This window comes from Microbacterium sp. C5A9 (assembly GCF_022627955.1).
Classification (GTDB): domain Bacteria; phylum Actinomycetota; class Actinomycetes; order Actinomycetales; family Microbacteriaceae; genus Microbacterium.
On the sequence record NZ_JABXGD010000009.1, the window covers coordinates 58,704 to 71,758 of the forward strand.

Below are 13,055 nucleotides of genomic sequence, written 5' to 3' on the forward strand. Positions count from 1 at the left end.
GTGATAGTGTCGATGTGACGCTCCTCGCACTGCGAGACGTCTGCGTCGTCGACACGCTCCCGCGCCACTTGCCTGGTTCTGGCCATTTCGAACGGCGAAACGATGCGCGATCCCGCGCCGTCGCCCACCTTCCCGCACCCGGCCCGATGGTTCGTGCGTGCACTCTCGGAGATACTTCATGACTTCCTTCCTCGACCTCGGCGTGCCCGCCGACCTCGCCGCCGTCCTCGCAAAGGACGGCAAGACGGAGGCGTTCGCGATTCAGCGCGACACCCTCCCCGATTCCCTCGCCGGCCGCGACCTCCTCGGTCGCGGACGCACCGGCAGCGGCAAGACGATCGCGTTCGCGCTCCCCCTCGTCTCGCGCCTCTCGGCCTCGTCGCGCAAGAGCCGTCCGAACCATCCGCGCGGCCTGGTGCTCGCGCCGACCCGCGAGCTCGCCACCCAGATCGCCGCGACCATCGCGCCGCTCGCCGCCGCCAAAGGACTGCGCGTCGCCACCGTCTTCGGCGGCGTCAGCCAGCGCCCGCAGGAGCAGGCGATGCGCGACGGCGTCGACATCGTCGTCGCCTGCCCCGGCCGCCTCGAAGACCTCATGAAGCAGCGCGTCGTGCAGCTCGACGCCGTCGAGGTCACCGTCCTCGATGAGGCCGACCACATGGCCGACCTCGGCTTCCTGCCTGGCGTCACCCGCATCCTCACCGCCACTCCGGCCGGTGGTCAGCGCCTGCTGTTCAGCGCGACCCTCGACCGCGGTATCGACACCCTCGCCCGTCGCTTCCTGTCGAACGCCGTGAGCCACGAGGTCGACGAAGAGAGCGTTCCGGTCGGCGAGATGACGCACCGTGTGCTCGTGGTCGACTCGACCGACAACAAGACCACGCTCGTGCGCGACCTCGCCTCGGGCACCGGTCGCCGCATCCTCTTCACGCGCACCAAGCACCAGGCCAAGAAGCTCGCGAAGCAGCTCACCGCCGCCGGGATCCCGGCGGTCGACCTGCACGGCAACCTGTCGCAGAACGCGCGTGAGCGCAACCTCGGCGCGTTCTCGTCCGACCCCGAAGACGGCGGAGTGCGCGTTCTCGTCGCGACCGACGTCGCGGCCCGCGGCGTGCACGTCGACAACGTCGATCTCGTCGTGCACGTCGACCCGCCGATGGAGCACAAGGCGTACCTGCACCGTTCCGGTCGTACCGCTCGTGCCGGCGCCGCCGGCACGGTCGTCACGGTCGTCCTGCCCGAGCAGCGTCGCGATGTGAAGGACCTCCTCCGCAAGGCGTCGATCACCGCCGCCCTCGAGCCGCTGACGTCGGATGCCGTCACCGAGCTGGTCCCGGAGCGCGCACCGCACGTGCGCCCGGCACCCGTTCAGCAGCAGCAGCAGCGTCAGGCCCCCAAGCAGCGTCCGGCCGGCGGAGAGCGGAACGGCGCAGCCAACCCGCCGTCGCGTCGCAGCCGTCGTCCCCGCTCCGGCCAGGGCGGCCAGGGTGCGCAGGCAGGATCCCGTCAGGGTGGACAGTCCCGCTCCGGTGGTCAGGGCGGACGCGGTCGCAGCTCGCAGGGTCGCTGACACACACGACGAAGCGGGTGCGTCGATGCTCAGGCATCGGCGCACCCGCTTCGTCGTCTCCGCCCGGATCAGCCCGTGGTGCGGCGCGCCTCGGCGAGGACCAGAGGGTCTGAGCATCCGCGGACAAATCCGTCCAGACGACGCCTGATCTCGAAGCCGAGCACGCGCACGCCGACCCATTCGGCGATCGGGGCGAACCACGCGGGACGGCAGGAGAAGTTGTACTTCCACACGGCGAGCGTGCCCTCAGGAGCCTCGGTGAAACGCCATCCGCCGCCGAGCTTCGCGAAGAACCACGGACCGGTCTCCATGACCATGCCGACGTTCCGCGGCGGGGCGTAGGACACGTACCGGCTCACCATCGACAGGCCGAAGCGCTGTCGGGTGAACGTCAGCACGCCCTTGGCCGCCACCTCTGCGCCGTCGAGGAAGTGCTGCTCGCTGATGAAGGGATCCCAGCGCCTGCGCACCGCTCCCGTCGTCTGCGAGACCGCGAAGGCCGTCGCCGGGTCCACCGGAACGACGGCCTCGGCGCTGACGACGGGCATCGCGCGTCGGATCAGCGGGTCTGGAAGGTGCGCTCGGGAGACCCTGTGTAGAGCTGCTGAGGGCGGCCGATCTTGGTCTGCGGGTCGAGCTGCAGCTCACGCCACTGGGCGAGCCAGCCGGGCAGGCGGCCGATCGCGAACAGCACGGTGAACATGCGAGTCGGGAAGCCCATCGCCTTGTAGATCACGCCGGTGTAGAAGTCGACGTTCGGATAGAGGCGACGCTCCTTGAAGTAGTCGTCCGCGAGAGCGATCTCCTCGAGCTCCTGCGCGAGGTCGAGCAGCGGATCCGTGACGCCGAGCTCGGCGAGAACCTCTCCGGCGGCTTCCTTGACGAGCTTGGCGCGCGGGTCGTAGTTCTTGTAGACCCGGTGGCCGAAGCCCATCAGCTTCACGCCCTCTTCCTTGTTCTTCACTCGGTCGACGAAGCGCGAGACGCTCTGCCCCGAATCACGGATCTGTCCGAGCATCGTGAGGACGGCCTCGTTCGCGCCACCGTGCAGTGGTCCCGAGAGCGCCTGGATGCCCGCGGAGATCGAGGCGAACTGGTTCGCACCGGTCGATCCGACGAGGCGCACGGTCGAGGTCGAGGCGTTCTGCTCGTGGTCCTCGTGGAGGATCAGCAGGAGCTCGAGGGCCTTGGACATGACCGGGTTGACCTGGTACTCCTCGGAGTGCACGCCGAAGTTGAGCTTGAGGAAGTTCTCGACGAAGCCGAGCGAGTTGTCCGGGTAGAGGAAGGCCTGGCCGACGCTCTTCTTGTGCGCGTACGCGGCGATGACCGGCAGCTTGGCGAGCATGCGGATCATGTTCAGCTCGACGTGCTCGGGGTTGTGCGGATCGGTCTGACCCTCGTAGTAGGTCGACAGCGCGGCCACGGCGGACGAGAGCACCGACATCGGGTGCGCCGTGTGCGGCAGTGCCGAGAAGAAGCGCTTCAGGTCTTCGTGCAGCAGCGTGTGCCGACGGATCTTCTCGTCGAACTCGGCCAGCTCTGCCGCAGAGGGCAGTTCGCCGTAGATGAGGAGCCAGGCGACCTCGAGGTAGCTGGTGTTGCCCGCGAGCTGCTCGATCGGGTAGCCGCGATACCGCAGGATGCCCTTGTCGCCGTCGATGAACGTGATCTCGGACTTGGTGGATGCGGTGTTGACGAACCCGTAGTCCAGTCCGGTGTATCCGGTCTGGCGGGTCAGCGTCGAGAAGTCGATGCTGTCGTGCCCTGCCGTGCCGCGCACGAGCGGGAACTCCGCGGTCGTCTCACCGATCGTCAGCTTCGCCGTCGCCTGCTGCTCTGCCGCTGCGCTCACGCGGGCCTCCTCGTGGATGTTCATCAAAGCCGGATGTGGCGATGTCGCGGCGCTGCGCGCCGGGCCGAATCGAGATCATCGATACACGACCGAATCGCCTTTACAGCCTAGTAGGCACACCGGCCTACTGTGACATCAGACAAAAGAACTCCCCCTGCGAGGAGGGAACCTACAGGGCCTGTTCCCGAAGTCGGCGTGCGCCCTCAGCGATCCGCTCCGTCGGTGCGGTCAGCGCCAGCCGCACGTGCCGGCTCGAGGACGCCCCGTAGAACGGACCGGGCCCCGCCAGGATGCCGAGGTCGGCGAGACGGGCGATACTCGCCCACGCCTCCTGGCCCTCCGTCGCCCAGAGGTAGAGACCCGCCTCGGAGCCGTCGATGCGGAACCCCGCGGCCTCCAGCGCCGGTCGCAGCATGTCGCGCCGCTCGCGGTACAGCTCCTTCTGCGAGGCGACGTGCTCGTCGTCGCCGAGGGCGACGGCCATCGCGTGCTGCACGGGCTCCGGCGGCATCAGGCCCAGATGCTTGCGAGCGGTGAGCAGCTCGCCGACGATGCGCGCGCATCCCGCGACGAACGCCGCCCGGTAGCCCGCCAGATTCGACTGCTTGCTCAGCGAATAGACGCTGAGCAGGTTCGCGCGGCTGCCGTCGGTGACGCGGGGATCGAGGATCGACGGGATCGGCTCGCTCGCCCAGGGACCGTCCCAGCCGAGTTCGGCGTAGCACTCGTCGCTGGCGAGCACGGCCCCGATCTCGCGTGCACGACGCACCGCGGCAGAGAGCTCGTCGACGGTCCAGGTGCGACCGTCCGGGTTCCCCGGGGTGTTGATCCAGATGAGCTTCGCGCCCTCGGGCCACTCCGCCGGGTCATCAGCCGCGAGCGGTGTGGCGCCGACGACGCGTGCTCCGACCTCGTACGTCGGATACGCGATGCGCGGATGCACGACGATGTCGCCCTCGCCCAGGCCCAGCAGAGTCGGAAGGAGGGCCACGAGCTCCTTGGAGCCGATGGTCGGGAGGACATTGGCGACAGTGAGATCCGGCACGCCCCTGCGGCGCGCGTACCAGTCGACGATGGCCTCGCGCAGCGCCGGCGTGCCGACGGTCTGCGGGTAGGCGTGCGCGTCGGTCGCCTCGGACAGGGCCTTGCGGATCAGCTCGGGCGTGGGATCGACCGGCGACCCGACCGAGAGATCGACGATCCCCTGCGGATGCTGTGCGGCGCGCTCACGGTAGGGGACGACCGCATCCCACGGATAGTCGGCCAGGTCGCGGACGCTCACGGGCTACTCGCCCTGAGGCGGCAGAGCGGCGATGATCGGGTGGTCGTGCGCGATGACGCCGACCTTTGCCGCGCCACCGGGAGAGCCCACCTCGTCGAAGAACTCGACATTGGCCTTGTAGTAGTCCTGCCACTCTTCGGGGAGGTCGTCCTCGTAGTAGATCGCCTCGACGGGGCACACGGGCTCGCAGGCGCCGCAGTCGACGCACTCGTCGGGGTGGATGTACAGCGAGCGTTCGCCCTCGTAGATGCAGTCAACGGGGCACTCGTCGATGCAGGCGCGGTCCTTGACATCGACGCACGGAAGGGCGATCACATACGTCACCCCCTCAGTCTACGGCTCGCGGCCGCCATCATCTCCCCGAGGCGCGCCCGTCGGGGTGGACGAGGCGTCTCGCGCGGTCGTCGTCTGGACCTGCAGCCGCGAGAGCGACGGCCACGCCACGGCGAGGAGCACGAGTCCCGCGACGAGATAGATCCAGATCCGACCGCTGAGGGTGTCCTGCACGACGACAGAGCCACCGGGACCGACACCGGAGATGAGCACGAGCATCCCGACCATGCCGAGCCCTGCGGCGAGTGTCGCCCCGCGATCGTGCGTGAGCGAGCGGATCGCGACGAGGATCGCCCCGCACGCCACAGCACCCACGATGAGTCCGACCGGAACAGGGCCCCACATCAGGCTGTGACCGATGGTGCCCGCGACACCGAAGACGCCGCCGACCAGGGCCGCGGCGATCCAGGAGAGCACCCGGGAGATCCATCCGATACGCACGAGACGATCCTACGCGCGACCGGTTCGCCGCCGCGCACCCGGGGCGCCGTCGCCGGCCGCCTCAGGCGGCGAGCCCGAGCAGACGGAGCAGCGCCGCGACGACTGCCGCCGCGATGACCACCACGAGGAACGACTGCCGGAGCCACAGCAGTCCCGCAGCGACGAGCAGCGCGGGAACCCGCGCGTCGACCATCACCGCCTGCCCCGCGCCCAGCGTCTGAACGGCGACGAGCGCCGCCAGCAGGGCGACGGTGAGCAGATCCGTCACGCGAGCAGGACGAGGCTCCTCGAGCAGCGTCGGCGGCACCAGGTACCCCACCGCCTTGAGGGCGAGACAGATGACGGCGGCGAGCAGCACCGCACTCCACACGCTCATGGCGCCTTCCCCTCGGCAGTCTCGGCATCGACATCTCGACCCCACCAGTCGAACCAGCCCACGACGATCGCCACGAGCGCGGCGACGAGCACGGGCAGGCCCGGCATGATGAACGGCGTGAGCGCGGCGGCCACCACGGCCGCCGCGATCCCCACGGCGATCGCCTGGCGCTCCTTGAGACGGGGCCACAGCAGGGCGAGGAAGGCGGCGGCAGCGGCCGCATCCAGCCCCCAGGTCTTCGGGTCGCCGAGCACGTCTCCCACCAGCGCGCCGATCAGGGTCGTGACGTTCCATCCGATGAAGATCCCGATGCCGGTCACCCAGAAGCCGACCCGTCGCAGTCGCGGATCCCCCTGCGAGATCGCGACGGCGGTCGATTCGTCGATCGTGAAGTGCGGGGCGACGACACGCCGAGCACGGGACGTGCCCACGATCGGCGACATGCGCATGCCGTAGGCCACGTTGCGCACCCCGAGCAGCCCGGCCGACGCGATGGCGGAGGGAAGGGCAGCCACTCCCCCCGCGGCGAAGACGCCGACGAACGCGAACTGCGAGCCGCCGGTGAACATCAGCAGGCTGAGAACGCAGGTCTGCCACACATCGAGTCCGGAGGCGACCGCGAGCGCGCCGAACGACACACCGTACGCGCTCGTCGCGAGTACGACGCCGAGCGCCTCGCGCCAGACCTCGCGCTCGGCGCTCACCGCCGAACCGTTCGATGAAGTGAACACATGGTCATCATTCTGAACACCTCAATGCGGATAGTCAAGCGAACGATCGTTTGACATGATGAACACATGGAGGAACTCCGAACCCGCATCGCACGCACCCTTCGCCGGGAGCGCGAGGCCAAAGCGCTCTCCGTCTCCGAGCTCGCCCGCCGGGCCGGAATCTCGAAGGCGACGGTCTCTCAGCTGGAGTCCGGGTACGGCAACCCGAGCGTCGAGACACTGTGGGCGCTGGGCGTCGCGCTGGACGTTCCGTTCGCGGTCCTCGTCGATCAGCAGTCCAGCGCACCCACCCTCATCCGCGCCGACGCCATCGCGGGCGTCCCGTCCGCCGCCGCGGCGTACAGCGCCACGCTTCTGTCCGCGAGCCCTCCCGGGGCGCGGCGGGACGTCTACCTGATCCAGGCCGAGCCCGGTGACCCGCGACGGTCGGAGCCTCATCACGCGGGGACGACGGAGCACGTCATCCTCGTCTCCGGTCAGGCCCGCATCGGACCGGCAGGCGATCCCGTGCTGCTGAACCCCGGCGATTACCTCTCGTATCCCGGCGACGCGCCGCACGTGTTCGAGGCGACCGAACCCGGCACCAGCGCCGTCCTCATCTCAGAACTGCGCTGACGCTCGACCTCACTCGCCCTCCCGGGCGGGCGAGGGGTCGGGGATCTCCTCCGGCTTGTAGCGCGGCAGCCGCGACGCGGGCAGGATCGCCACCGCGCTGATGCCCGCGAGGAGGAGCAGGCCCAGCCGGAGCGTGCCGAGTCGAGCCTGTTCGTTCACCGCGACCGCTGCGTCGACCTGCGCCGGCGTCGCATCGGTCAGCTCCAGGGCAGCGCGGAGATCGTCGTTGCTGACGAAGTTCACGGCGTCGAGATCGACCTGCGCCACCAGTTCCGGAGGCAGTTGGGGGTTCTCCACGACCGCCCGACCGACGCTCAGACCCAGCAGCGACACGAGCAGCGCACCGGCGAGCGCGGTTCCCACCGCAGAGGCCAGGTTCTGCGTCGTGCCACGCAGCGAGCCGACGTCCCCGGCGAGCTCTGCGGGAGCCGATGTCACGAGGACGTTGAAGACCAGGGTGACCAGCGCCCCCTGTCCGACGCCGAAGACGACCAGGCCGAGGATGGTCGGAAGGGTCTCCCAGTTGTTGTTCACCACGAACGACAGCCACACGAGCGCGACGGTCGTGAGGATGAACCCGAAGATCCCGATCACCCGCGGCGGATACCGCTTGTAGAACCGGACCACCAGCGTCGCCGTGATGAACACCGTGAGGTTGAACGGCATCATGGCCAACGAGGTGTCGAACGGCGTGCGTCCCTGCACGATCTGGATGTACAGCGGGATCGTGAAGTTCACGCACGCCTCGAGAGCGACCACGATGAACATCGCGTAGACGGCGGCCCTCTCCTTCGACGAGTCGAGCACGCTGAGGTCGATGAGCGGCACCTTGCCCTCGGCCATGCGCCTGCGCGTCCACACGAAGAAGATCTGACCGAGCACGATGCCGACGACGATGAAGATCGGGGCAGGCGACAACCCGAGCACGCTGAAGGGCGCGGCGTCCGTCGCCGCCACGGCGCCCCACCCGTTGAGGTTGTTGAAGCCGAGAGTCAGGAGCACGATCGCCGCACCGATCAGCAGCGATGCCACGAGGTCGATGCGGATCGACGCGTCGCCGCGATCACCGCGGAGAGTGAAGCTGAAGGCGAAGACGACCACGGCGATGCCGAACACGATGAAGAACATCGGACGCCATCCCACGAGCGTGCCGAGGGTACCGCCGATCAGGAAGGCGGTGACGCCCGAGATGGCGCGCGCCGATCCGATCGCACCGATCGCGGTGGCCTGCTGCGCACCGCGATAGTTCTCGGCGATCAGCGCCACGATCGAGGGCACGATGATGGCCGCCGCGGCACCGGCGACGGCCTGACCGGCGATCGCCCATCCGACACTCGGCGCCGCGATCATGAACACGGCCGATGCGGCGAAGAGACCGATCACGATGCGGAAGATGAGCACCCACCCCACCCGCTGTCCGAGCTTCGCGCCGGTCATCACGAGAGCGGCGACCGCCAGTCCGTACATGACGATCGTGGTGCTCGCGACGGTCGGCGGCACACCGAACTCGCTGACGATGCCACCCAGCGAGATCGGCAGCGCTGCGACGTTGAACGACATCAGCACCTGGGCGAGGAACAGACTGACCAGAGGCATCCAGGACGCCTTGGTGGACGGGGAGACAGTGGAAGTGTGGGTCATTGCCATGTCCTCTGAATCGGGCTCTGCATGGGCTCAGCGGTGAAGGGCGTCCGGTGTGACGGGGGCCGAGGCGAAGAGGTTCAGACCGAGCGATCGCGAGAGATGTCCGATCGCGAGCTGCGACCGCACCGAGTTGCCCGCAGGGTCGAGACGCGGTGAGAATCCGGCCACCGCCCCCTTTCCCGGCGAGACCGCGACGATGCCGCCCGCCACACCGGACTTGGCCGGGAGGCCGATCTCGAAGAGCCACTCCCCCGAACGCTCGTACAGCCCCGTCGAGGCCACCACGGCGAGCGTGTCGCGGCAGACATCGGCGGACACGACGCGCTCCCCGGTCACGGGGTTCACTCCGCCGTCGGCGAGAGTCGCGCCCATCACCGCCAGGTCATGGGCGGTGACGCTGAGCGCGCACTGACGCGTGTAGACGTCGACCACCTCGTCGGGCTCCCCCTCGAGGCGGCCGTAGCTGCGCAGCAGGCGCCCGATCGCGCGGTTGCGGTCGTTCGTCTCGGCCTCGGACGAGTACACGACCCCATCGAGGCTGAGCGGTCGCCCGGCGAAGGCGGAGAGTCCGTCACGGAGGCGCTCCCACTGCTCGACGGAGGTCGTCCCGGGCATGAGCGCCGTCGTGGCGATCGCGCCGGCATTCACCATCGGGTTCATGGGGTGGCCGCCGTTCAGCTCGATCGCCATGACCGAGTTGAACGACAGGCCGGTATTGTTCACACCGACCAGCTCCCGCACTCGCGCGTGACCGTGCTCCTGGATCGCGAGCGCGTACACGAACATCTTCGAGATCGACTGGATCGAGAAGCTGTGGAGTGCGTCGCCGGCGTCGTGCAGCCCGCCGTTCGACTCGATGAGCGCGAGGCCGAAGAGCTCCGGATCGACCTCGGCGAGCACGGGGATGTAATCGGCGACGGTGCCGCTCCGCTCATCCGCATAGCGACGATGCGCCTCGCGCACGAGTTCGTCGACCCGCTCCCAGCCGGGCAGCGACCCGGTCGAGACGTTCTGCGTGATGTCGGTGAGCACAGCGGGTTCCACTCGTCCTCCTCAGGGTCGACGACGCCCCAGCCATCTTCCGCTCACCGTAGCGCCAGAGACGGCCCCCTGCCTAGGGCAGGGAGCCGTCTCTGTGACTCTCGAGCGCCGCCGCGCGAGCGGCTGCGTCGGTCAGTCGATCAGTACCAGTTCGTCGCCTGCGAGTGCCCCCACGCGCTGCAGGGGGTGCCGTAGACCGACGAGATGTATCCGAGACCCCAGGAGATCTGGGTCGCCGCGTTCGTCTGCCAGTCGCTGCCGGCGGACGCCATCTTGCTGCCGGGGAGCGCCTGCGGGATACCCGTCGCCCCGCCGGAGGAGTTGTAGGCCTGGTAGTTCCAGCCCGATTCCTTCGTCCACAGCGAGTTCAGGCAGGAGAACTGGTCGTCGCCCCAGCCGTACTGGCTCGACGCCATGCTGCGGGCGGTGGCCTTCGCTCCGTCGACGGTGTTCGCCTGCGCCAGCGCCTCTGCGGCCGCCGCGGCCTCGGCCGCCGCCTGCTCGGCTGCGGCCTTGGCCTGCTGGGCCGCGTCGTACGACGACTGCAGTGCCGCCGTCTCGGCGACGACCGCCTCGGTTCCGGTGACGGTGTATGCCGTCAGGCTCGTGAGCTCGCGGTCGCTCAGCGCGTCGCGATCAGCGAGCTGCCCGATCCAGGCGGTGAGGTCCTGCGTCTCGACCGCCGCAGGAGCGCCCGCGAGGTCCAATCCGGATGCTGCGACCTCTGCCGACTTCGCATCGGCGGCCGCGATCGCGTCCTTGGCGAGCTTGATGGTGATCGCCGAGTCGTCGACGGTCTTGTGCAGTGGGTCCGCACCGGTGACCAGTGCCGTCACATGGTCGACGGCATCGGGCAGCTCGGCACCCGCGGCCGGCGCCGCGACGATTCCGACGGTCAGGGCGAGGCCGATGACACCACCGGTCACCGAGCCGAGGACCCACCGGGACCGGCGGGAGTTCACCGCGGCTCGAGCGGATGCCGCGTCGGAGGCGCGCCGAAGCGCACGGGAGTTATGAAGCATGAATCGACTTTCGGGTCGTCGTACGCCCGTCACAGGACCCTCATCGGGAGTCGGCCCCAGGCGCAAGGTAACGATTCTGCAACATCTGACCTGGGTGAAACATGAGAAAGGGGTCCTGCACCGCTCTCAGGCGATGCAGGACCCCTTCTCGAAGGCGGCCGTGGTGGCACTCAGGCGTTGGCGTCCTGGCGCTTCAGACGGGCGGTCTCGCGTGCACGCGTGTTCGCGTCGAGGTTGACCTTGCGGATGCGGACGACCTCGGGCGTGACCTCGACGCATTCGTCGTCACGCGCGAACTCGAGGCTCTCCTCGAGCGTCAGCTGGCGCGGGGGCGTCATCGACTCGAAGGTGTCGGAGCTCGCCGCACGCATGTTGGTGAGCTTCTTCTCCTTGGTGATGTTCACGTCCATGTCGTCGGCGCGCGAGTTCTCGCCGATGACCATGCCCTCGTAGACCTCCTGCGTGGGCTGCACGAAGAACGACATGCGCTCCTGCAGGGCGATCATCGCGAACGGGGTGACGACACCCTGGCGGTCGGCGACGATCGATCCGTTCTGACGGGTCGTGATGGATCCCGCCCACGGCTCGTAGCCGTGGGAGATCGCGTTGGCGATACCGGTACCGCGCGTCGTGGTGAGGAACTCGCTGCGGAAGCCGATCAGACCGCGCGACGGGACGATGAACTCCATGCGCACCCATCCGGTGCCGTGGTTGGTCATGTTCTCCATGCGGCCCTTGCGGTTCGCGAGAAGCTGGGTGATCGCGCCGAGGTGCTCCTCCGGCGTGTCGATCGTCAGGTGCTCGAAGGGCTCGTAGGTCTTGCCGTCGATCTTCTTCGTGACCACCTGCGGCTTGCCGACGGTGAGTTCGAAGCCCTCACGACGCATGTTCTCGACGAGGATCGCCAGAGCCAGCTCGCCGCGACCCTGCACCTCCCACGCGTCGGGGCGTCCGATGTCGACGACCTTGAGCGAGACGTTGCCGATCAGCTCCTTGTCGAGACGGTCCTTGACCATGCGCGCGGTGAGCTTGTGCCCCTTGACCTTGCCCATGAGCGGCGACGTGTTCGTGCCGATCGTCATGGAGATGGCGGGGTCGTCGACCGTGATGGCGGGAAGCGGGCGGACGTCTTCGGGGTCGGCGATGGTCTCACCGATCGTGATGTTCTCGAAGCCGGCGATGGCGACGATGTCGCCGGGGCCTGCCGAGTCGGCCGGGTAGCGCTCGAGCGCACGGGTCTTCAGCAGCTCGGTGATGCGCGCGTTGCTGGTGGTGCCGTCGGCGCGGACCCACGCCACGGTCTGACCCTTCTTCAGCGTGCCGTTGAAGACGCGCAGCAGGGCGAGGCGGCCGAGGAACGGGCTGGAGTCGAGGTTCGTGACCCAGGCCTGCAGCGGGTGCTCGTCGTCGTACGCCGGGGCGGGGACGTGCTCGAGGATCGCCTCGAAGAGCGGCTCGAGGTCGTCGTTGTCGGGCAGCGAGCCGTCGGCAGGACGGTTCTGCGAGGCGGCGCCGGCGCGACCGGATGCGTAGACGACGGGAACGTCGAGCAGTGCGTCGACGTCGAGGTCGGGCACATCGTCGACGAGGTCGGATGCGAGACCGAGCAGCAGATCGTGCGCCTCTTCCTCGACCTCGGCGATACGGGCGTCGGGACGGTCGGTCTTGTTGACCAGCAGGATGACGGGCAGCTTCGACTCGAGCGCCTTGCGCAGCACGAATCGCGTCTGCGGCAGCGGTCCCTCGCTGGCGTCGACGAGCAGCACGACGCCGTCGACCATCGACAGGCCGCGCTCGACCTCACCGCCGAAGTCGGCGTGGCCCGGGGTGTCGATCACGTTGATCGTGATCTCCTTGCCCTGAGCGTGCTTGCCCTTGTAGGTGATCGCCGTGTTCTTGGCGAGGATCGTGATGCCCTTCTCGCGCTCGAGATCGTTCGAGTCCATCGCGCGCTCGTCGACGTGGGCGTGTTCACCGAACGAGCCGGTCTGGCGGAGCATCGCGTCGACGAGGGTGGTCTTACCGTGGTCGACGTGCGCGACGATTGCGACGTTACGGAGGTCAGAGCGAAGGGCGTGCGCCATGCAAGTGTCCTAAAGAGTGTGGGTTTTTGCCGGGAAGCCGACATTCCAGGTTACCGTACGT

13 protein-coding genes are annotated in these 13,055 nt (G+C 68.5%); 2 read left to right on the forward strand and 11 right to left on the reverse strand.

All coding sequences use genetic code 11. The features are described 5' to 3' along the window. Positions 1-178: 178 nt before the first annotated feature. Positions 179-1,570 carry a DEAD/DEAH box helicase gene (locus HWD99_RS16475; protein WP_241797270.1) on the forward strand — a complete coding sequence of 464 codons (1,392 nt, stop codon included), beginning with the start codon at positions 179-181 and terminating at the stop codon, positions 1,568-1,570. Positions 1,571-1,638: 68 nt separating this feature from the next. On the opposite strand, the gene HWD99_RS16480 is transcribed toward HWD99_RS16475, so the two are convergent. The 7 genes from HWD99_RS16480 to HWD99_RS16510 all read right to left on the reverse strand — a co-directional run bounded on the left by HWD99_RS16480 (position 1,639) and on the right by HWD99_RS16510 (position 6,561). Further along, positions 1,639-2,118, reverse strand: coding sequence for an SRPBCC family protein (locus HWD99_RS16480; RefSeq protein ID WP_241797271.1), 480 nt, complete (start codon positions 2,116-2,118; stop codon positions 1,639-1,641). Positions 2,119-2,129: 11 nt separating this feature from the next. After that, positions 2,130-3,449, reverse strand: a complete 1,320-nt coding sequence (locus HWD99_RS16485) for a citrate synthase (protein ID WP_241797272.1) — start codon at positions 3,447-3,449, stop codon at positions 2,130-2,132. A gap of 145 nt (positions 3,450-3,594) precedes the next feature. After that, positions 3,595-4,707 carry a succinyldiaminopimelate transaminase gene (gene dapC / locus HWD99_RS16490; RefSeq protein ID WP_241797273.1) on the reverse strand — a complete coding sequence of 371 codons (1,113 nt, stop codon included), beginning with the start codon at positions 4,705-4,707 and terminating at the stop codon, positions 3,595-3,597. A 3-nt stretch (positions 4,708-4,710) separates the two neighbouring features. Further along, on the reverse strand, positions 4,711-5,031 hold the full coding sequence (gene fdxA / locus HWD99_RS16495) for a ferredoxin (protein WP_050721431.1): 321 nt from the start codon (positions 5,029-5,031) through the stop codon (positions 4,711-4,713). A 9-nt stretch (positions 5,032-5,040) separates the two neighbouring features. Continuing rightward, positions 5,041-5,481, reverse strand: coding sequence for a histidinol dehydrogenase (locus HWD99_RS16500; RefSeq protein ID WP_241797274.1), 441 nt, complete (start codon positions 5,479-5,481; stop codon positions 5,041-5,043). Between the two features lie 61 nt (positions 5,482-5,542). Further along, positions 5,543-5,857, reverse strand: coding sequence for an AzlD domain-containing protein (locus tag HWD99_RS16505; RefSeq protein ID WP_241797275.1), 315 nt, complete (start codon positions 5,855-5,857; stop codon positions 5,543-5,545). After that, positions 5,854-6,561 carry an AzlC family ABC transporter permease gene (locus tag HWD99_RS16510; RefSeq protein ID WP_241797276.1) on the reverse strand — a complete coding sequence of 236 codons (708 nt, stop codon included), beginning with the start codon at positions 6,559-6,561 and terminating at the stop codon, positions 5,854-5,856. Before HWD99_RS16510 ends, HWD99_RS16505 begins: the two co-directional genes overlap by 4 nt. 93 nt (positions 6,562-6,654) lie before the next feature. Between HWD99_RS16510 and HWD99_RS16515 the strand changes: the two genes are divergently transcribed. Then, a complete protein-coding gene (locus tag HWD99_RS16515; protein WP_241797277.1) occupies positions 6,655-7,203 on the forward strand; it encodes a helix-turn-helix domain-containing protein in 549 nt (182 codons plus the stop codon). 9 nt (positions 7,204-7,212) lie between these two features. Here HWD99_RS16515 and HWD99_RS16520 read toward each other — a convergent pair whose 3' ends face one another. From HWD99_RS16520 to typA, 4 genes are all read right to left on the reverse strand, one after another. Beyond that, complete coding sequence (locus HWD99_RS16520) at positions 7,213-8,844, reverse strand: MFS transporter (RefSeq protein ID WP_241797278.1); 1,632 nt, start codon at positions 8,842-8,844, stop codon at positions 7,213-7,215. A gap of 33 nt (positions 8,845-8,877) precedes the next feature. Continuing rightward, positions 8,878-9,891: a glutaminase A gene (gene glsA / locus HWD99_RS16525; RefSeq protein WP_241797279.1), complete on the reverse strand. Its 1,014-nt coding sequence runs from the start codon at positions 9,889-9,891 to the stop codon at positions 8,878-8,880. A 137-nt stretch (positions 9,892-10,028) separates the two neighbouring features. Then, positions 10,029-10,910: a phospholipase gene (locus HWD99_RS16530; protein ID WP_241797280.1), complete on the reverse strand. Its 882-nt coding sequence runs from the start codon at positions 10,908-10,910 to the stop codon at positions 10,029-10,031. A gap of 170 nt (positions 10,911-11,080) precedes the next feature. Then, positions 11,081-12,994, reverse strand: coding sequence for a translational GTPase TypA (gene typA, locus HWD99_RS16535; protein WP_241797281.1), 1,914 nt, complete (start codon positions 12,992-12,994; stop codon positions 11,081-11,083). Between the last annotated feature and the right edge of the window lie 61 nt (positions 12,995-13,055).